Origin of the sequence: Streptomyces diacarni, from assembly GCF_003323715.1 — a bacterium.
Classification (GTDB): Bacteria; Actinomycetota; Actinomycetes; order Streptomycetales; family Streptomycetaceae; genus Streptomyces; species Streptomyces diacarni.
The window spans coordinates 64628-83386 of record NZ_QOIN01000070.1 but is presented as its reverse complement, the minus strand read 5'-3'; the positions used below and the strand labels follow the sequence as shown (position 1 = coordinate 83386).

At 73.1% G+C, this 18759-nt stretch carries 13 protein-coding genes; 6 read left to right on the top strand and 7 right to left on the bottom strand.

The features are described from left to right. Positions 1-17: 17 nt before the first annotated feature. The 3 genes from DTL70_RS31450 to DTL70_RS31440 all read right to left on the bottom strand — a co-directional run bounded on the left by DTL70_RS31450 (position 18) and on the right by DTL70_RS31440 (position 2378). A complete protein-coding gene (locus DTL70_RS31450; RefSeq protein ID WP_245980190.1) occupies positions 18-848 on the bottom strand; it encodes a DUF8017 domain-containing protein in 831 nt (276 codons plus the stop codon). A gap of 66 nt (positions 849-914) precedes the next feature. Continuing rightward, the gene (locus tag DTL70_RS31445; protein WP_114025425.1) at positions 915-1388 is read right to left on the bottom strand and encodes an SRPBCC family protein; all 474 of its coding nucleotides are present in this window, start codon (positions 1386-1388) and stop codon (positions 915-917) included. A 117-nt stretch (positions 1389-1505) separates the two neighbouring features. After that, positions 1506-2378, bottom strand: a complete 873-nt coding sequence (locus DTL70_RS31440; RefSeq protein WP_114025424.1) for a DeoR/GlpR family DNA-binding transcription regulator — start codon at positions 2376-2378, stop codon at positions 1506-1508. 337 nt (positions 2379-2715) lie between these two features. Here DTL70_RS31440 and DTL70_RS31435 point away from each other — a divergent pair, with 337 nt between their 5' ends. After that, positions 2716-5106 carry a hypothetical protein gene (locus DTL70_RS31435; protein ID WP_425470428.1) on the top strand — a complete coding sequence of 797 codons (2391 nt, stop codon included), beginning with the start codon at positions 2716-2718 and terminating at the stop codon, positions 5104-5106. On the opposite strand, the gene DTL70_RS31430 is transcribed toward DTL70_RS31435, so the two are convergent. Both DTL70_RS31430 and DTL70_RS31425 read right to left on the bottom strand, forming a co-directional pair. Beyond that, the gene (locus DTL70_RS31430; RefSeq protein ID WP_114025422.1) at positions 5076-7535 is read right to left on the bottom strand and encodes a right-handed parallel beta-helix repeat-containing protein; all 2460 of its coding nucleotides are present in this window, start codon (positions 7533-7535) and stop codon (positions 5076-5078) included. The genes DTL70_RS31435 and DTL70_RS31430 overlap by 31 nt on opposite strands. 145 nt (positions 7536-7680) lie before the next feature. Next, entirely contained in the window at positions 7681-8286 is a 606-nt protein-coding gene (locus DTL70_RS31425; RefSeq protein WP_114025421.1) for an Rv1733c family protein, read from the bottom strand. Between the two features lie 575 nt (positions 8287-8861). Between DTL70_RS31425 and DTL70_RS31420 the strand changes: the two genes are divergently transcribed. Together DTL70_RS31420 and DTL70_RS31415 are read left to right on the top strand one after the other, a co-directional pair. After that, positions 8862-10274: a family 2B encapsulin nanocompartment shell protein gene (locus tag DTL70_RS31420; RefSeq protein WP_114025420.1), complete on the top strand. Its 1413-nt coding sequence runs from the start codon at positions 8862-8864 to the stop codon at positions 10272-10274. 70 nt (positions 10275-10344) lie between these two features. Beyond that, positions 10345-11733, top strand: a complete 1389-nt coding sequence (locus tag DTL70_RS31415) for a family 2B encapsulin nanocompartment shell protein (RefSeq protein ID WP_114025419.1) — start codon at positions 10345-10347, stop codon at positions 11731-11733. A gap of 75 nt (positions 11734-11808) precedes the next feature. On the opposite strand, the gene DTL70_RS31410 is transcribed toward DTL70_RS31415, so the two are convergent. Next, a complete protein-coding gene (locus tag DTL70_RS31410) occupies positions 11809-14220 on the bottom strand; it encodes a phosphoketolase family protein (protein WP_114025418.1) in 2412 nt (803 codons plus the stop codon). A gap of 149 nt (positions 14221-14369) precedes the next feature. Here DTL70_RS31410 and DTL70_RS31405 point away from each other — a divergent pair, with 149 nt between their 5' ends. From DTL70_RS31405 to DTL70_RS31395, 3 genes are all read left to right on the top strand, one after another. Beyond that, on the top strand, positions 14370-15662 hold the full coding sequence (locus tag DTL70_RS31405) for a helix-turn-helix domain-containing protein (protein WP_114025417.1): 1293 nt from the start codon (positions 14370-14372) through the stop codon (positions 15660-15662). Positions 15663-15882: 220 nt separating this feature from the next. Continuing rightward, the gene (exaC, locus tag DTL70_RS31400; protein WP_114025416.1) at positions 15883-17406 is read left to right on the top strand and encodes an acetaldehyde dehydrogenase ExaC; all 1524 of its coding nucleotides are present in this window, start codon (positions 15883-15885) and stop codon (positions 17404-17406) included. Next, complete coding sequence (locus DTL70_RS31395) at positions 17406-17795, top strand: DUF779 domain-containing protein (protein ID WP_114025415.1); 390 nt, start codon at positions 17406-17408, stop codon at positions 17793-17795. Before exaC ends, DTL70_RS31395 begins: the two co-directional genes overlap by 1 nt. Positions 17796-17903: 108 nt before the next feature. Here the strand turns inward: DTL70_RS31395 and DTL70_RS31390 are convergent, their stop codons facing one another. Beyond that, positions 17904-18590, bottom strand: a complete 687-nt coding sequence (locus DTL70_RS31390; RefSeq protein ID WP_114025491.1) for a DUF6643 family protein — start codon at positions 18588-18590, stop codon at positions 17904-17906. Positions 18591-18759 lie beyond the last annotated feature (169 nt).

Genomic DNA, 18759 nt, shown 5'->3' with positions numbered 1-18759 from the left:
GCCCGCCCGAACGCGCGTCAGCCGCTCGTGGGCCGGACGGTGTCCATGATCTTCTTGATGTCGGCGTCCTTCAGCGCGTGCGGCACCCCCTGGTCCGCGTAGATCACCCACCCGTGCATGGTGCCGTCGGGGAGCTTCTGGGCGATGCTGTGCACGACGGCCTTCGGCGGCACACACGAACTCGGCCGGTGGGTGACGGTGACCTCGGCGGTCGCGGTGTAGCCCTCGATGCCGCCGTGCCGGTAGGGCTCGGCCTTGCTCACCTTGATCTTCGGCTTGTGGTCCTCGCCGCCGTACGCGGCGAAGCCCCAGTTGCCCGCCCAGTTGCGCGCGTTCTCCTGCAGGGTGCCGTCCTTGCCGCCGCCCGTGGTGCCGACGGTGGCGAGCTGTCCCTTGCCCGCCGCACCGATCGCGTCCGGGTTGGGGCTCGACGCGCAGCCGCCCTCGCGGTAGTTCGCGGTTCCGGTCATGACGACGATCGGCTTGCCGTCCTTCCCCGTGTAGGAGAGGGCCGTGCCCTTGTCGAGCACCTTCCACTCCGCGGTCTTGCCCGGCACGTCGTAGCGGAAGTGGTGCTTGGGCATGGACTGCGTCTGCCACCCCGAGTGCAGCGGCTCGTCGGCCGACGGGCTCGACGGGGCGGCGGAGGAGGCGTCACCAGAGGGGGCCTTCGAGCCGGCGGCGCCGGTGTCCTTGTCCGCGGTCTTGCCGTCGTCGTCGCACCCGCTCAGCGCGAGGACCGTGCCGATGCCGACGGCCGCGAGCAGGGTCCTCTTCCTGCGGGGGGAGGGGATCGGGGCCGACTGCCGGTGGGAAACGAGGTGCGGGAGGAACATTGACCGAGACATGATCACCACTCTAGGTGGACCGCGATGTCCCCCCGCACCCGGGCCGATCCGCACCGTATCCCTCCCTCAGGCGCGCAGCCGGCCCTCCAGCTTCCGCATCGCGTCCCTGAACGAGGCCCTGATGCCCGGCCTGCCCAGGCGCAGCGCCGCGTGCAGCACCGGCGTACCGTCCACGGCCATCGTCCAGCGCACCCGCGTGCTGCCCGCGGGGGAGAGCCGCAGCTCCCAGTCCTCCATCATCGCCCGTATGCCGGGTGCGCTGGTGCGGTCGATGCGGTAGGCGTAGCGCTGGGCGCGGTGGGCCGCCACGATCGTCTCGTCGAAGAAGCCGCCGCCCTTCAACCGGACAGCGCGCCCGGAGCCGCCCTGCGTCGGCCGCACCTCGGTGACCGCCGTGAACCAGCACGGCCACGCCGTCACGTCGTCGGCCAGCGCCGCGTACACCGTCTCGGCCGGTGCCGCCACGTCGGCGACGAAGGAGAGCCGCAGCGGCGCGGTGTCGGCGAAGTCGAGTTCGACGGAGCGAAGTTGACGAGCCATACGGGCGACCCCCAAGGAGCGGACAGGTGTACGGAAGTCCCCAGCGTAGCCGCGGCCCCGGCACCCCCGACGTGCCCCCACCCGCCCACCGGGACGCGTCCCGCACCTCTCGGGGCACTAGACCTGGAGTGCGTCCGGCTCCTCGGGCCCCGTCTCCCGCGCCTCCTGTTCGCCGGCCACCATCAGCTCAGGCAGCCTCTCCTGCATCTCCGCGCGCGCCTCGGACGGCAGCCCGCCGTCCGTCACCAGCGTGTCCACCTGGTCCAGCGAGGCGAAGGAACTCAGGCCCACCGTGCCCCACTTGGTGTGGTCGGCGACGACGATCACCCGGCGCGCCGAGCCCACGAAGTGCCGGTTGGTCTCGGCTTCGGCCAGGTTCGGCGTCGAGAGCCCCGCCTCCGCCGATATCCCGTGCACACCCAGGAACAGCGCGTCGAAGTGGAGCGAGCGGATCGCCGCGTCCGCCACGGACCCCACCAGCGAGTCGGACGGCGTGCGCACCCCGCCCGTCAGCACCACCGTGGCGGCGCCGGGACGGCTCCCGGAACCCTGGCCGCCGCCGGAGCGCTGCGCGGCGTGGAAGACATCGGCGACCCGCACCGAGTTCGTCACGACCGTCAGATTCGGCACGTCCACCAGATGCCGCGCCAGCGCGAACGTCGTCGTCCCCCCGGACAGGGCGATCGCGCTGCCGGGCTGCGCCATGGTGGCCGCCGCGCGGGCGATGTCCTCCTTCGCGCTCAACTCCAGCGAGGACTTGGCCTCGAACCCCGGCTCGTGCGTGCTCGCCTCGGCGACCGGCACCGCGCCCCCGTGCACCTTCTCCAGCGCGCCCTGCTGTGCCAGCGCGTCCAGATCCCGCCGCACCGTCATGTCGGAGACGGACAGCTTCCTGGTCAACTCGTTGACCCGCGCCCCACCCCTGCGCCGTACCTCCTCCAGGATCAGCGCACGCCGCTGCTCGGCGAGGAGGTTCTGGTTGTCGCTCACTGCCCTTCTCCGTTCCGTTCCCGCCTGGTGTGACCCGCACCGTCGAGGCTGTGGGGAGGCCCCTGACGGGGGTCATCCTCCCACGTGCGCAACAGGCACGCTCAGGCCGGGAACCGGCACTCCGCACGCCACCTTCACCCCTGAGGGGGTGGCACAGGGGCCGCTCGGCGGTGATGCTGTCCTGTGCGCGGACGTCCGCACAGCTGACACACCGTTCGGGGGATCCGGGGGAAGAAGCACAGTGCCGTCACACCACACAGACCCGCCCGCGGACCAGGCGGGCGGCCTCTCGCTGGAACTGCTCGTCCACGGTGTCGGGGGAACGACGCCGTCCGAGATGCTCGGCGACCCACGCACCGTACGCGTCACCGGGGACCGCACGGCGGCCGTGTACCGCCGCACCGAGGACGAGGACGCCGAGGCACACCCCGAGGACTACGCGGACGCACCGGTGCGCGAGGCGTACTGCTGGTCCAACCTCACCTCGGGCAACGGAGCCCGTGCCCTGTGGCTGATGCTGCTGCCCTTCATGGTCGTCAACCTCGCACACTGGACCAGGCCCGCCTCCCGCGGCCGCCGCACCACCGAGCGCGCCCACGGACTCCTCGTGCGGCTGACCGCGCTCTCGCTGACCGTGCTGCTGGTCGCCGCCGCCTGCGAGGTCGCGCTGGACCTGATCGCCTGGCAGTGCGCGGGAAGCAGCGCGTGCGCCCGCGACCGCTCCTGGCTCGCCTTCATGGCCCCCGACGCGTCCGCGGGCCACGGCGGCTGGTGGAGCCAGCCGGGGCGCAGACTCGCTCTCGCCGCGGTACTGCCCGCGGGACTCACCGTGCTGCTGTGGTGGCTCTCGCACCGCACGTGGAGCGCGTACGAGTCCCAGCCCCCGCTGGAGCGCCCCGTCCCCGAGGACGACCCCGCCGCCGAAGGGCGCCCACCGCTGTCCCTGCCCGGATTCTGGTACGGCAAGCGGCTCGTCGCCCGGCTGCGCGCCGCGCACACCGCGGCCGGTTTCCTCACTGTCGCCGCCGCGCTGACCGCCGCCACCACCCGGCAGGACCGCAGGCCGGGTGGCAGCGCGGCACTGGACGCGGTGGGCTGGGCGTTGGAGAGCCTGGTGGTGGCGGGCGGCCTGTGCGTGCTCTTCGTCGTGGGCCGCAGGGGACGCAAGGAGAGCGAGCCGGACGACCGTATCGACAGCCTCACCGTGCGGGTACTGCCCGGCGCCTCCGTCGGCGTGCTGGTGCTCGCCGTCGTGCACAGCGGCTGGAGCCGCCCGGGCTGGACCTCGGGCGGCACCCTCCCGGGCGACGAGACCTTCAGCGTCCTCGCGGTGCTCCAGGGCACGCTCGTCCTCGCGCTCGGCGCGCTGAGCCTGCGGCTGCACCGCACCACCCGCCTGCCGCGCACCGCGCTCGCCGGACTGGCCTCGGCGGCCGTCGCCATGCTGGCCTGCGCACTCGGCGGGCTGCTGTCCGGCGGAGTCTCCCAGCGGGTCGGCGACTGGCTGGACGGGCCCGGCACGCCCGGCGAGGGCGACGGCCACATCGGCGGCCCGCCCACGATCCTCACCTGGCAGGCCTCCGTCATCCCCGTGCTGCTCACGCTCGTACTGCTGCTGGTCTGCTGGTTCGCCTACCGCGTCTGGCGCGACGCGCGGCGGTTCACCGACGACGTCACGGCCGGCTACCCCGGCTGCGTGCCCGACCCGACGCGCTCGGGCAGGATCGCCGCCGCCATCGCGCGGGCCGGCCTCACCGACGAGGCGGCCTGGCTCGCCGCGACCGTCGCCGTGGCCACTCTCGTCCTCGGTGGCGCCGCCGTGCTCGGCACGCTGACGACCGGCCAGGTACCGGGCGAGGCGACCGAGGGCGCACCCGCCGTCGTGGCCGGTTTCGCCGACACCGTGCAGGCCCTCGGATCCTGGCTGATCGGCTTCGGCTTCGTCCTCCTGCTCACCTGGGGGCGCCGCGCCTACAAGGACCCCTCGGCGCGCCGCACCGTCGGCATCCTGTGGGACGTGGGCACCTTCTGGCCGCGCTGCGCCCACCCCTTCGCACCTCCGTGCTACGCGGAGCGCGCGGTGCCCGACCTCGCCTGGCGGATGGCGCTGTGGACCGACCGGCAGCCCACCCGGCGCCTGGTGATCTCAGGCCACTCGCAGGGCAGCGTGCTGGCGGCAGCGGCCGTCTGGCAACTCGATCCGGGCACGCGCCGCCAGATCGCCCTGCTCACCTACGGCTCGCCCCTCGAACGCCTCTACGGGCGCTGGTTCCCCGCCTACTTCGGGCCCGCACGGCTCGGCGCGCTCCACGGCGACCTGGAGTGCTGGCGCAACCTGTGGCGGCTCACCGACCCGATCGGCGGGCCGGTACGGCCCGAGCGGGCCGAGACCCCCGAGTCCGGACCGCCCGCCACGTGCCGGGGCGTCGACCGCGGCCCGCTGCTGGACCCCCTCGCCTACGGCCGCACCCCCGCGCTGCCGCTGCCCGAGCCGATCCTGGCCCACAGCGACTACCAGGCCGACCCGGCCTTCGAACAGGAGCGTGCCGGGCTGCTCGCCCGCCTCAAGGAGCGCTCCGCGCACACCGCCGAGAAGCCGAGGAGCACGCCGAGCGACGGCGCGGGGTACGCGCGCGGTACGGGCATACCGCGCCAGCCCGATCCCGTGGCGGACCCGGAACCGGGCCGGCCGCACGCTCAGGCGGAGCGGGGCAGGTCCTCCGGGTAGAGCAGGGTCAGGTCCTCGGTGGTCGGGTCCGGCAGCTGCGCGACCCGGCCCGCGTGCCGCTCGACCATCGCCTCGAACGTCTGCCGCGCCGTGCGCCCGTTGCCGAACGAGGGCCCCTTGGGCAGCCGCGCGAAGTAGCGCAGCAGCGCCTGGCGGGCACCCTCGCTCAGGTCGTACTCGTGCTCGTCCGCCTGCTGTTCGACGATCAGCAGCAGCTCCTCGGGCGCGTAGTCGCCGAAGGAGATCGTGCGCGAGAAACGGGAGGCCACACCCGGGTTGGAGGCCAGGAAGTGCTCCATCTCGGTGGTGTAGCCCGCGACGATCACCACCACGTCGTCCCGGTGGTCCTCCATCAGCTTCACGAGCGTGTCGATGGCCTCCCTGCCGAAGTCGCGGCCCGCGTCCTGGGGCGCCAGCGCGTACGCCTCGTCGATGAACAGCACACCGCCCTTGGCCTTCTCGAACGCCTCCTGGGTGCGGATCGCCGTGGAACCGATGTGCTCGCCCACCAGATCGACACGCGAGACCTCCTTCAGGTGGCCGCGCCGCAGCACACCGAGGGAGCGCAGGATCTCGCCGTAGAGCCGGGCCACCGTCGTCTTGCCGGTGCCGGGGGAGCCGGTGAAGACCAGATGCCGCCGCGCGGAGGCCGCCTTGAGACCCGCCGCCTGCCGCCTGCGGCCGACCTCGATCATGTCGGTCAGCGCGCGGACCTCGCGCTTGACGCCCTCCAGCCCGACCAGCGCGTCGAGTTCGCCCAGCACCTCCTTGGGAGCGCGCGCCTCCTCCTCGGGTTGCTCAGCGGCGGCGCTCTCGTCACCGGCCGGTGCGGCTTCGGTGCGCGGGCTCGCCGTGCGCTGCCGCGGCACGGTGACCGTGGCGGTCAGCAGCCCCGGTGTGCCCTGAGCGGCCGAGGGGGCGGTGCCGACGGCGGGTGCGGCGAGCGGTGCCACGGGCGCCGCGCTCTCGTCGCTGGTGCAGTCCTCGACGGTCGGGCCCTCCTCCGCGAACTCGTAACCGCCGCGCGTGCACCGCTCCGTGCGGCAGCGCCGCAGCGTCGTACGGCACCCGTCGATGACGTGGAAGCCGTAGCCGCGCGAGCCGGTCACCCGGCAGTTGTGGAAGGTGCCCCGCCCCTCGGCCGAAACGTAGAAACCGGCTTCAGCGGCGCCGCTCACCGTGCAGCGCTCCACCGTCGGATCGGCGCCCTTGGTGACGATGACGCCGGTCGCGGTCTCGTCGACCGTGCAGCCGCTGAGCACCCCGCCGCTGCCGTGGTCGCGGAACCAGGCGCCGGTGCCCGCCTTGCTGATGCGCGAGTCGTCCAGCTGGACGACGGCCCCGTCGCTGACCGAGACCGCGGTGCCGCGTACCTGGGACAGATCGCTGTCGAGCACGTCGGCGCGCGAGCCGCGGTCGAGGACGAACAGCGCGTCGGGCACCGTGTGCACCCGGCAGGTGTCCAGGACGGCGGTGGCGCCGTCGCTGACCCACACCGCCGGATAGTCGCCGGTGCTCTCGTGTATCTCGCAGCCGTTGGCGTCCACGCGGGTGCCCGGGTCCCACACCGACAGACCGTTGCGGCCGAAGCGCCGCACGGTGGAACGCGTCAGCGTCAGCACCGAACGGGAGCGCAGATCGACGGCGTTCTCGGGGATGTCGTGGATGTCGCAGTCGGCGAGGGTGACCACGGCGTCGGTGTCCAGGGTGACGCCGTCCGCCGAGGTGCGGTGCACCCGGCAGTCGGTGAAGTGGCCGCTGGCGCGCGACGCCACCCGCACACCACTGCCCTTGATCTCGTACACCTCGCAGCCGACCGCCTCCAGCGTGCTGCCCTCGCCCTGGAGCGTGATGCCGGCGCCCGAGGCCAGGTGCACCCGGCAGTGCGCCAGTCGCGGCCGCGCGCCGTCGCGCACGAGCACACCGGACTGCCCGGCCGCCACCACCTCGCACTCCTCGTAACTGCCGCTCGCCGCGCCCATGATGCTCAGCCCGAGCCCCGCCGGGTTGTCCACCGTGCAGCGCCGCACGGTGGGGCGGGCGCCGCCGCGCACCTCGATGCCGGCCGCCGAACGGGTCATCACCCGCAGCCCGGCCAACTCGGGCGCCGCGTCCTCGACCAGCACGGCGGGAACGGCGGAGTCCTGGCCCTCGATCTGGAGGTCCTGGACGAGGGCGGCGGAGCGCAGCGTCAGCGCCACCCCGTCGGCGGGCGCGATGCGGACCGGGCCGCCGCCCGACCTCTCGGGCCCGCGCAGGGTCACCGTGCGCTCGATGACGAGGTTCTCCCGGTAGGTGCCGGGCGCCACGGTGAGGACGTCACCGTCACTCGCGGCCTCCAGCGCCGCCGACAACGACGCGTACTCGCCCGTGCGCCGCCGCCAACGCGACGTGCCGCCGTGCGTCACCTGGACCGAGCCCTGTGCCATGGAGTGCTGTGCCCCAACCTCGTGCGATGCAAGATGCGTTGTCCCTCGCACGGATCGCGGAGTGCGCCGTCCGTGCTGGTCGCACCACCGTAGCGTGCGCCGGTACTCCGGGTTGACGGGTACGGGCGAGTGACCCGTACAGAACTCAACTGCTGTTGCCGGTACGTCCCCAGTCGGGGCCGATGCGGCCCCACTCCTCGTCCCAGCGCGCGTACCGGCGTCGCAGCGCCAGCCGGATGGCGGCCCGCCGCCCGGCCTCCAGCACGGCGGCGGTGAGCGCGGCGGCGCCCAGCCCCGCGAGGAGCGCGTGCGAGGCGGCGCCGCGCGGGCTCATCGGGCGGGAGGTGAGCCGGCCGTGCCGGTCGGTCCACACCAGGAAGCGGCTGCCGGGTCTGACCGGGGTGCGCAGCACGAGGGTGCCCGTGTGGGAGGAGCCGTCGGGCCCCGCCCAGCGGGCGGTGACCTGGTTGCGGTTCGGCTGCTGACCCGCCGCCGTCTCCGTCTCCGAGTCCAGCGGCGGGCGGACGATGACGTGCTGGGCCGTCGCCCACGTGCGCCGGCGGTCGCGCTGCTGCTCGTGCGCCGTGCGCAGCATCGCGTCGTGCGTGGCCTCCTGCGCGGCCCAGCCCACCAGCGGGACCCCCACGACCATCAGCACCGCCGCCCACAGGGACAGCCAGGCTTCGCGGCGGTCGCTGCGGCGGGCCAGCGCGTTCCCACGCCAGCGCCACAGACCGACGATCGTCAGCACCGCCGCACACCCCCTTCTCGCCGTCCGTCAGCTCTCTCGACGGGCGCGGTACCCGCACGAGAGGGACCGGGGTGCTCCGCGCGGCCGGTCCGCGCCCGTTCGCCGGGGTGCGGCGGCCGGGCGGCCGGGTTGCACGGGGCGCCGCGTGTCCGCGCAGCCGCCTGGTCGAGACGGCCGCACGGGGACGGGTCGGGGCGCGCTGCGCCCGAGGGCCGTGAGCTCCTCGGATCCCCTCGTGATCCGCCGAGTTTACTGAGCGATCCGCCGCGGGCGGACGGCGGGCGCGGATCCGCCGTCCGCGCGCCCCCACGCGCCCCCGCACGTCCTGGTGAGTTTGCGGGGCCGGGCGGGCGGCGGGCACCGACACACGTGTTGCGCAGAGTGATCACAGTGGCACTTTCATCACGCTCGGTGGATGAGGATACGCCTCGGCGGCCCGCCATACCCCGGTCGTTGTCGCGACATTCGACGTGCTCGTGCATCTTTTGAGTGATTGCCGCATCTCGCGCGGCTCACTTAGCTTCATGGCCGCAGCGCGTGAATTACCAGATGATCACTGAGATTGGCGGTGTCGGATGACGACTGCGGCGGAGCGTAATTCCGGAAGCGAGAGCGCGGAAGCGGCGCAGCAGAGCCTTGCCACGGCGGCGGCACGGAATCTCGCGACCACCACGAAGACACCCCCGCAGATGCAGGGCATCAGCTCCCGGTGGCTGCTGCGGGTCCTGCCCTGGGTCCAGGTCACCGGCGGCACCTTCCGGGTCAACCGGCGGCTCAGCCACACCCTCGGTGACGGGCGCGTGGAGTTCGTCTCCACAGGGTCCGACGTGCGGGTGATCCCCCTGGAGCTGTCCGAGCTGCCCATGCTGCGCGGCTACGACGACCTGCCGACCCTCGAAGCCCTCGCCGCCCGCTGCGAGCAGCGCGACTTCGGCCCGGGCGAAGTGATCGTGCGCGAGGGCGAGGCCGCCGACCGGCTGGTGCTGATCGCCCACGGCAAGCTGCGCAAGTCCACCCGCGGGCGGTACGACGGGGAGAGCACCCAGGGTGTCCTGGCGGACGGCGAGTTCGACGGCGACGACCGGCTGACCGGCGAGGCGGGCACCTGGGACCACACCCTGACGTCGCTGACCAGCGGCACGGTCCTCACCCTGGAGCGCGGCGCCTTCGACTCCGTCCTCGCCGACTCCGACTCGCTCCGCGCCCACCTGAGCGCCTCCGGGTCGCTGATCCCCTCCCAGCGCACGGAGAACGGCGAGTCCGCCATCGAGCTGGCCTCCGGGCACGTCGGCGAGCACGCTCTGCCCGGCACCTTCGTCGACTACGAACTCAAGCCCCGCGAGTACGACCTGGAGGTCGCCCAGACCGTGCTGCGGGTCCACACCCGCGTCGCCGACCTCTACAACCACCCGATGAACCAGCTCGAGGAGCAGCTGCGGCTGACGGTGGAGGCGCTGCGCGAGCGCCAGGAGCACGAGCTGATCAACAACAGCGGGGTCGGACTCCTGCACAACGTGGACATGAAGCAGCGCGTCCACACCCGCTCCGGCCCGCCCACCCCCGACGACCTCGACGAGCTGCTGGCCACCGTCTGGAAGGACCCCAGCGTCATCCTGGCGCACCCGAAGGCGATCGCCGCCTTCGGCCGCGAGGCCAGCGCCCGCGGCGTCTACCCGCGGTCCGTCGACTACGAGGGCCACTCGGTGCCCGCCTGGCGCGGCGTGCCGATCCTGCCCTGCAACAAGATCCCGGTCAGCCCGCAGGGCACCACTTCCGTCCTGGCCATGCGCACCGGAGAAAAGGCCCAGGGCGTCGTGGGACTCCACCAGACGGGAATCCCCGACGAATACAGCCCGAGCCTTTCGGTTCGCTTCATGGGTATCAACGAGAAGGCCGTCATGTCCTATCTGGTGAGCGCCTACTACTCCGCCGCCGTGCTGGTTCCCGACGCCCTCGGAATGCTGGAGGACGTGGAAATCGGGCACTGAGGCGGGCGGCTGACGCAGCCGCCAGGAAATCCGGAAACAGGTACCAGGAAGCACCAGAAACTGGGGACAGATGACCACGCACCCCGAAGAGACCCAGCAGCAGACCCCCTCCAGCCTCGCCACGGCGGCGGCACGCAATCTCGCCGGCACCACCAAGACGCCCCCGCAGATGCAGGGGATCTCCCCGCGCTGGCTGTTGCGCGTCCTGCCCTGGACCGAGACCACGGGCGGCAGCTACCGCGTCAACCGGCGCCTCACCCACACCCTGGGCGACGGCCGGATCGAGTTCGTGACCACCGGCGCCGACGTCCAGGTCATCCCCTCGGAGCTGCGGGAGATCCCGCTGCTGCGCGGGCTCGATGACGAGGCGACCCTGCGGGCCCTCGCCGACGGCTTCACCCAGCGCGAGTACGCGGCGGGCGACGCGCTCACCACCCATGGCGAGCCGGCCGACGAGCTGCTGCTCATCGCACACGGCCGGGTCGGCAAGCACGCGGCGGGGCGCTACGACGACGAGGTCGACCTGGGCGTGCTCGCCGACGGTGACCACGCCGGCGACCAGATCCTCACCTCGGACCCGGGCACCTGGGAGCACACGCTGCGGGCCAGGACGCGCTGCATCGTGCTCGCGCTGCCCCGCGACACCTTCCAGCGGACCGCGGACAACTCACCGCCGCTGCGCAGCCACCTCGACGCCGTGCTCTCCCGCGCCGTGCCCGCACAGAACCGGCGCGGCGAGGCCGACATCGCCCTCTCCTCGGGCCACGCGGGGGAGGCACCGCTGCCCGGCACCTTCGTCGACTACGAGCTGAACCCCCGCGAGTACGAGCTGTCGGTCGCGCAGACCGTGCTGAGGGTGCACAGCAGGGTCGCCGACGTCTACAACGACCCGATGAACCAGGTCCAAGAGCAGCTGCGGCTGACGGTGGAGGCGCTGCGCGAGCGCCAGGAGCACGAGCTGGTCAACAGCCGGGAGTTCGGCCTGCTGCACAACGCCGACCTGACCCAGCGCATCCACACCCGCAGCGGTCCGCCGACGCCCGCCGACATGGACGAGCTGATCTCCCGCCGCCGCAAGACCCGGTACATCCTGGCGCACCCGAAGGCGATCGCCGCGATCGGCCGCGAGTGCAGCAGGCACGGGCTCTATCCCGACCAGGTCGAGGTGGAGGGCGTCAAGACGCGCGCCTGGCGCGGCATCCCGATCCTGCCCTGTGACAAGATCCCGGTGCGCGAGGACGGCACCACCTCGGTGCTGGCCATGCGCACCGGGATGGAGGACCAGGGAGTCATCGGCCTGCATCAGACGGGGCTGCCGGACGAGATCCAGCCCTCGCTCAACGTCCGCTTCATGGGCGTCGACGAGCGGGCCCTGATCTCCTACCTCGTCAGCGCCTACTTCTCCGCCGCCGTGCTGGTTCCCGACGCGCTCGGCATCCTGGAGGACGTCGAGGTCTGAGAGGACGCCGAGGTATGAACGCCGGTCTCGGGGGCGGCCCACCGTGGTGGGCCGCCCCCGAGCCGGGGCGTCGGGTCACCTGCCGGGCCAGCGCCATGCGGTGACCTCGGGCATGTCCTCGCCGTGTTCGAGGATGTAGCGGTGGTGGCGCTCGCGCAGGTCGGCCGCGCGCTGCCGTACGGTCGCGGCGCGCGCGCCCAGCCCCTCCGTCCGGTCGATCACGTCCATGACCAGGTGGTAGCGGTCCATGTCGTTGCGCACCACCATGTCGAACGGCGTCGTCGTGGACCCCGACTCGCGGTAGCCGCGCACGGCGAGCTTCGGGTGGACGGTGCGCCCGTAGACCAGGCGGTGCACCAGCCACGGGTAGCCGTGGTAGGCGAAGATGACCGGCCTGTCGCGGGTGAAGAGAGCGTCGAACTCGGTGTCGGCCATGCCGTGCGGATGGTCGCGGTGGCGCATGAGCCGCGCCATGTCCACCACGTTCACCACCCGCACGGCCACCTCGGGCAGCCACTCGCGCAGCAGTGAGGCGGCCGCCAGCGTCTCCTGGGTGGGGATGTCACCGGCGCACGCGAGGACCACGTCGGGCCCGTTGCGGCCGTGCTCGGTTCCGGCCCACTCCCACACGCCGACGCCGCGCGCGCAGTGGTCGCGGGCCGCGTCGAGGTCGAGCCAGTCGAAGCAGGGGTGCTTGCCCGCCACCACCACGTTGACGGTGTCGCGGGTGCGCAGCGCGTGGTCGGTGACGCACAGCAGGGTGTTGGTGTCCGGCGGCAGGTAGACGCGCACCACGTCGGGGCTCTTGTTGAGCACGTGGTCGATGAAGCCCGGGTCCTGGTGGGAGAAGCCGTTGTGGTCCTGGCGCCAGGCGTGCGAGGTGAGCAGGTAGTTGAGGGCGGCGACGGGGCGGCGCCAGGGGACCTCGCGGGCGCTGTGCACCCACTTCACGTGTTGCGAGGCCATGCTGGAGACGAGGTTGGTGAACGCCTCGTAGGAGGCGAACATGCCACTCCTGCCGGTGAGGACGTACCCCTCCAGCCAGCCCTGGCACAGGTGTTCGGACAGGACCTCCAGTACGCGCCCGTGGCGGCCCAGGTGCTGGTCGGTGGGGAGCAGCTCCGCCTGCCAGCCGCGGTCGGTGGCGTCGAAGACGGCGCTCAGGTGGTTGGAGTCCGTCTCGTCGGGCCCGAACAGGCGGAAGTCGCGCCGCTCCTCGGTGTCGCGCAGCAGCTCCCGCAGGAAGGAGCCCAGCTCGCGCGTCGGCTCGTGGGAGGAGGCGCCTGGCCGCTCGACGGCCACCGCGCAGGACTCCAGGCCGGGCAGCGGCAGCTCGCGCAGCAGCCGTCCGCCGTTGGCCTCGGGGACGGCGCCCAGGCGCAGGTCGCCCTCGGGTACCCACTCCAGTACCCGCGGGCGCGGCCTGCCCGCTTCGTCGAACAGCTCTTCGGGCCGGTAGGAGCGGAGCCACCGCTCCAGCTGCCGCAGCCGTTCCGGATGGTCCCGCACCCCGGGCAGCGGCACCTGGTGCGCACGCCAGGTGTCCTCCACCGGGACCCCGTCCAGCTCCCGCGGCCCCGACCAGCCCTTGGGAGTGCGCAGCACCAGCATCGGCCAGCGCGGCCTGGCCCGCGCACCGTCACCGCCCTCACGGGCCGCACCGCCACCGCCCTCGCGGGCCGCACGCTGGATGGCGTCGATCCGCTCCATCGCCGAATCGAGCGCGCCGGCCAGCGCGCGGTGCGCCTGCGCGGGCGGGGTGTCCGGGTCCGCGGTGACGAACAGCGGGTCGTAGCCGTAGCCGCGCATCAGCGCTTCCAGTTCGTCCTCGGGCAGCCGGGCCAGGACCGTCGGGTTGGCGATCTTGTACCCGTTCAGATGCAGAACCGGGAGCACGGCGCCGTCGTGCACCGGGTCCAGGAACTTGTTCGCGTGCCACGATCCTGCCAGCGGACCCGTCTCCGCCTCGCCGTCTCCCACGACCGCGCACACCAGCAGGTCGGGATTGTCGAACGCCGCGCCGAAGGCGTGCGCCAGCGCGTACCCGAGCTCCCCGCCCTCCTGGATCGATCCCGGCACACTCGGCGCCGTGTGACTGGGGACCCCACCCGGCTGCGAGAACTCCGCGAACAGCCTGTGCATGCCCTCCTCGTCGCGCGGCACGTCGGGGCGCAGCTGAGAGTAGGTGCCCTCCAGCCAGGCGCCCGAGAGCACCGCCGCGGCCCCGTGGCCAGGACCCCACACCCCCAGCGTGCGGCGGCCGCGGGTGCGGATCAGCCGGTTGAGGTGGGTGTAGAGCAGGGTCAGCCCCGGGCAGGTGCCCCAGTGGCCCAGCAGCCTCGGCTTGATGTGCTCGGGGCGCAGCGGCTCGCTCAGCAGCGGGTTGGCGCGCAGGTAGAGCTGGCAGGCCGACAGGTAGTTCAGGGCGCGCCAGTGCGCGTCCAGCCCGTCGGCCTCACGCTCGGTGAGGGGCTCGTGTTCCGGCATGCCGGATGGGTACCAGGCCGGGGCGGATCCGACACCCCGCGCGCCCCCCGCATCCCGTATGACACCCCGGACGCGCCCCGCGCCCGTGGCTGCCGGCCCGACTCGTCCGGGGCGTTGCCCGCCGGCTGCGCCCGCTGCACGATGACGGGGTGCGCAATCCATGGCTGGCGCTCGAGGCGGGAGCGGACGCGGCCCAGCGGGCCGGAGCCCTGCGCCGCGCCCACGAGACGTTCCTGACCGGCGGTACCGTCGACGCGCCCGTACGCGAGGTGGTGGCCGACTCGTGGCGGCGCTGCGCCGGGGCGCGGCTGGCTCCCGAGAGCATGGCCGGTGTCGAGGTGGACGACGCGGGCCTCGCCCTGCGCCGCGAACGTCACCCCCTGGCCCGCGCGATGCCGCTCTTCCGCGAGCTGCTGGGCACCATCGCCGACGACGGCGCCCACCTGCTGTCCGTCTGCGACGAGCGCGGCACCATGCTCTGGGTCGAGGGCCACCCCCAAGTGCTGCGCCGGGCCGAGCGGATGAACTTCGTCCCCGGCTCCCAGTGGGCCGAGCGCGCCAGCGGCACCAACGCGCCCGGCACGGCGCTCGCCGTCGACCACGCCGTGCAGATCTTCGCCGCCGAGCACTACTGCCGCCCCGTACAGGCCTGGACGTGCGCGGCCGCACCCGTGCACGACCCGCGCACCGGGCGCGTCGTCGGCGCCGTCGACCTCACGGGCGGCGACCACCTCGCCTCTCCGCACAGCCTCGCCCTCGTCCAGGCCACGGCGCGGGCCGCCGAGGCCCGTCTCGCCGCGCTGGGCCCGGGCCCGGATGACGCCGGCACGCCACCCGACGGCGGCCTGCTCGCCGTTCTCGGCCGCGACGAGGCCCGCCTCCACCGCCCCGGGGCGGGCAGTCTGCGGCTCGGGCGGCGGCACAGCGAGATCCTGCTGCTGCTCGCCGCGCACCCCGACGGGCTGACCGGTGAGGCGCTCGCCCGCGAGCTGTACGGGGAACGCGACGTCAACCCCGTCACCCTGCGCGCCGAACTCTCCCGGCTGCGGCAGCTGCTCGGACCGCTGCTGGCCTCCCGCCCCTACCGGTTACGGCACCGCCCGTACACCGACTACGACGCCGTGGGCGAGGCGCTGGCCGCGGACGATCCCGCCGCGGCGCTCGACGCCTACACGGGTCCGCTGCTGCCCGCCTCCGAGGCCCCCGGAGTGGTGCGGCTCCGCCGGCTGCTGGAGAACCGACTCCGCCGCCACCTGCTGTCCGGCGCCGAACCAGGGCTGCTGGAGCGGTGGCTGTGCACCGCGGGCGCGGAGGACGACCTTGAGGTGTGGGAGGCCCTGCACGGCCTGCGCCCGTCAGCGCGTACAGCGGCCAGGGTGCGCGAACTGAGCGCGCTCTACGGGCTGGCACCGGGCGCGGTCGGGACCGCCCGTAGAGCGTGACGGGCCGGGACGCCAGCATGACGAGCGGCGGGACACCCGCGCGTGACGAGCGGCGGCATGCCGGACACCGTCAGCGCTCGCAACGTATCCGCAACGTCGCGGGGACTAGCCTCCCGGCACCACCCGCCGGTCGGCCGCGCCGACCCGCGTGCGCCGACCGGCGGGCGGGGCCCGTACGAGTCGGCCGGCGCAGGAGCCGGCCAGCACAGGGAGGCAGAGCATGAGCCGCTACGCCGCACCCGGAACCGACGATGCGCTGATGAGCTACCAGTCGCGCTACGACCACTGGATCGGCGGCAGCTATGTCGCCCCCAAGCAAGGCGGCTACTTCGAGAACCCCACCCCGGTCACCGGAGCGCCCTTCACGGAGATCGCCCGCGGCACGGCGGAGGACGTCGAACGCGCCATCGACGCCGCCCACGACGCCGCCCCGGCCTGGTCACGCACCTCACCCGCGGAGCGCGCGCAGGTGCTCAACCAGATCGCGCAGCGCATGGAGGCGCACCTGGAGGAGCTGGCGGTCGCCGAGAGCTGGGAGAACGGCAAGCCCGTCCGCGAGACGCTGGCCGCCGACATCCCGCTGGCCATCGACCACTTCCGCTACTTCGCCGCGGCGATCCGCTCCCAGGAGGGGTCGCTCTCCCAGATCGACGAGGACACCGTCGCCTACCACTTCCACGAGCCGCTCGGCGTCGTCGCCCAGATCATCCCGTGGAACTTCCCGATTCTGATGGCGACCTGGAAGCTGGCGCCCGCGCTGGCGGCGGGCAACACCGTCGTGCTCAAGCCCGCCGAGCAGACCCCGGCGTCCGTCCACTACTGGATGAGCCTGGTGGCGGACCTGCTCCCGCCAGGCGTCGTCAACATCGTCAACGGATTCGGCGCCGAGGCGGGCAAGCCGCTGGCGAGCAACGCGCGGGTGGCCAAGGTCGCCTTCACGGGGGAGACGACCACGGGGCGGCTGATCATGCAGTACGCCTCGGAGAACCTCAGGCCCGTCACCCTGGAGCTGGGCGGCAAGAGCCCCAACATCTTCTTCGAGGACGTCTCCGACGACGCGGACGACTTCTACGACAAGGCCCTCGAAGGCTTCGCCATGTTCGCCCTCAACCAGGGGGAGGTGTGCACCTGCCCCTCGCGCGCCCTCATCCAGCGCAGCCACTACCGCGCCTTCCTCGACGCGGGCGTGCAGCGCACCCAGGCGCTCGTTCAGGGGCACCCGCTCGACACCGAGACCATGGTGGGCGCGCAGGCATCCAACGACCAGCTGGAGAAGATCCTCTCCTACCTCGACATCGGCGCTCAGGAGGGCGCACGGGTGCTGACCGGCGGCGGGCGCGCCGAACTGGGCGGCGAGCTGGAGGGCGGCTACTACGTGCGGCCGACCATCCTGGAGGGCAGCAACGACATGCGTGTCTTCCAGGAGGAGATCTTCGGCCCCGTCGTCTCCGTCACCGGCTTCGACGACTTCGACGACGCCATCCGCATCGCCAACGACACCCTCTACGGGCTGGGCGCGGGCGTGTGGACCCGCGACGGCTCCCGCGCCTACCGCGCCGGGCGCGCCATCCAGGCCGGGCGGGTGTGGACCAACTGCTACCACCAGTACCCGGCGCACGCCGCCTTCGGCGGCTACAAGCAGTCGGGCATCGGCCGGGAGAACCACAAGATGATGCTGGAGCACTACCAGCAGACCAAGAACCTGCTGGTCAGCTACGACGCCAAGAAGCTCGGAATGTTCTGATGGGCACGCCTGACGAGCGGTCGGAGTCCGAGCCGGCGGAGCCCGAGCGGGTCGCCGTCACGCCCGCGGCCGCCGAACTGCTGCGGACGCTCACCGCCAAGCACGGGCCGCTGATGTTCCACCAGTCCGGCGGCTGTTGCGACGGCAGCAGTCCCATGTGCTACGGCAGGGGCGAGTTCCGCACGGGCGGCTCCGACGTGCTGCTCGGCGAGCTGGAGATCGACGGCGTGGCCGAACCCGTCCCGTTTTGGATGTCGTCCGCGCAGTTCGCGCTCTGGAGCCACACCCATCTGACCGTCGACGTCGTCGAGGGAAGGGGCAGCGGCTTCTCACTGGAGGCCCCCGAGGGGGTGCGCTTCTTGATCAGGTCGCGGCTGGTCGGTAGCTGAGCACTCCGGCGCCCCGGGGTCCGTACACACCCGCGGGCACCGCCGTCTCCCCCACGGCGGTGCCCGCGCAAGCGTTCCGAACGCGTGCGTCGTACTCGCGACGGCGCGTCAGTACCCCCGCCCGCCGTACTGGTGGCCGCCGTAAGGGTCCTCGTGCTGGCCCGGCATCTGGCGGGGAGCCGCCGGGCGCGGGGCCACCGGACGCATGTACTGCGTCGCCTGGTTGTGCATCGCCTGCTGCTGGTACTGCTGCACCTGGACCTGCGGCTGCGGCTGCTGCGGCATCTGCTGCATCGGTGCCTGCGGCTGCGCCGGGCCCTGCGGCCCCGGGTAGCCGTAGCCGCGCGGCGGCGCCTGCTGCGGAATGTGCGGCGCGGGCGTGTGCTGGAGCGGAACAGGGCCGCCCTGCATGCCCGAGCCTCCGCCGGGCGGAAGGGCGGCCGGAGCCTGCCGGACGGGCTGCTGGCGCATCGGCGCGGCCTGCTGCGCTACGGGCTGCGGCGCCGGGGGCTGGGGTGCGGCAGCGCCCGGATATCCGTATCCGGGCGCGGGTGCGTGCTGCAGCGGAGCGGGCTGCGGCATCTGCGGCTGCCGCAGGTCGGGGCCCGCGGGCAGTGCCGGGGGCAGCGCCGCGAGCGCGCCGCCCGTACTCCCCGTGTCATAGGCCGACGGCACCCGGATGGGAGCGATCTGCGGTGTGCCCCGCTCAGCGACGAGCATGTCGTAGATCGGCGTCTCGGGATAGGACGATGCAGCGTAGTAGCCGCCGCTGTAAGAGCTGCGGGGGGAGGTCATGCTCATAAGGTAAGCCCACAATCCGCATCGGCACTAGAGAGGTACACACACAACGCCTGGCCCACCCGCATCACCGCAGGCGGGCACCTGTTTTCACCTCGCGGGAGCGACCGCGCCAGGGGAGCGCGCGGGAGGAGCTCGACCGGGGGCCGAAGCCCCCTCATACCGA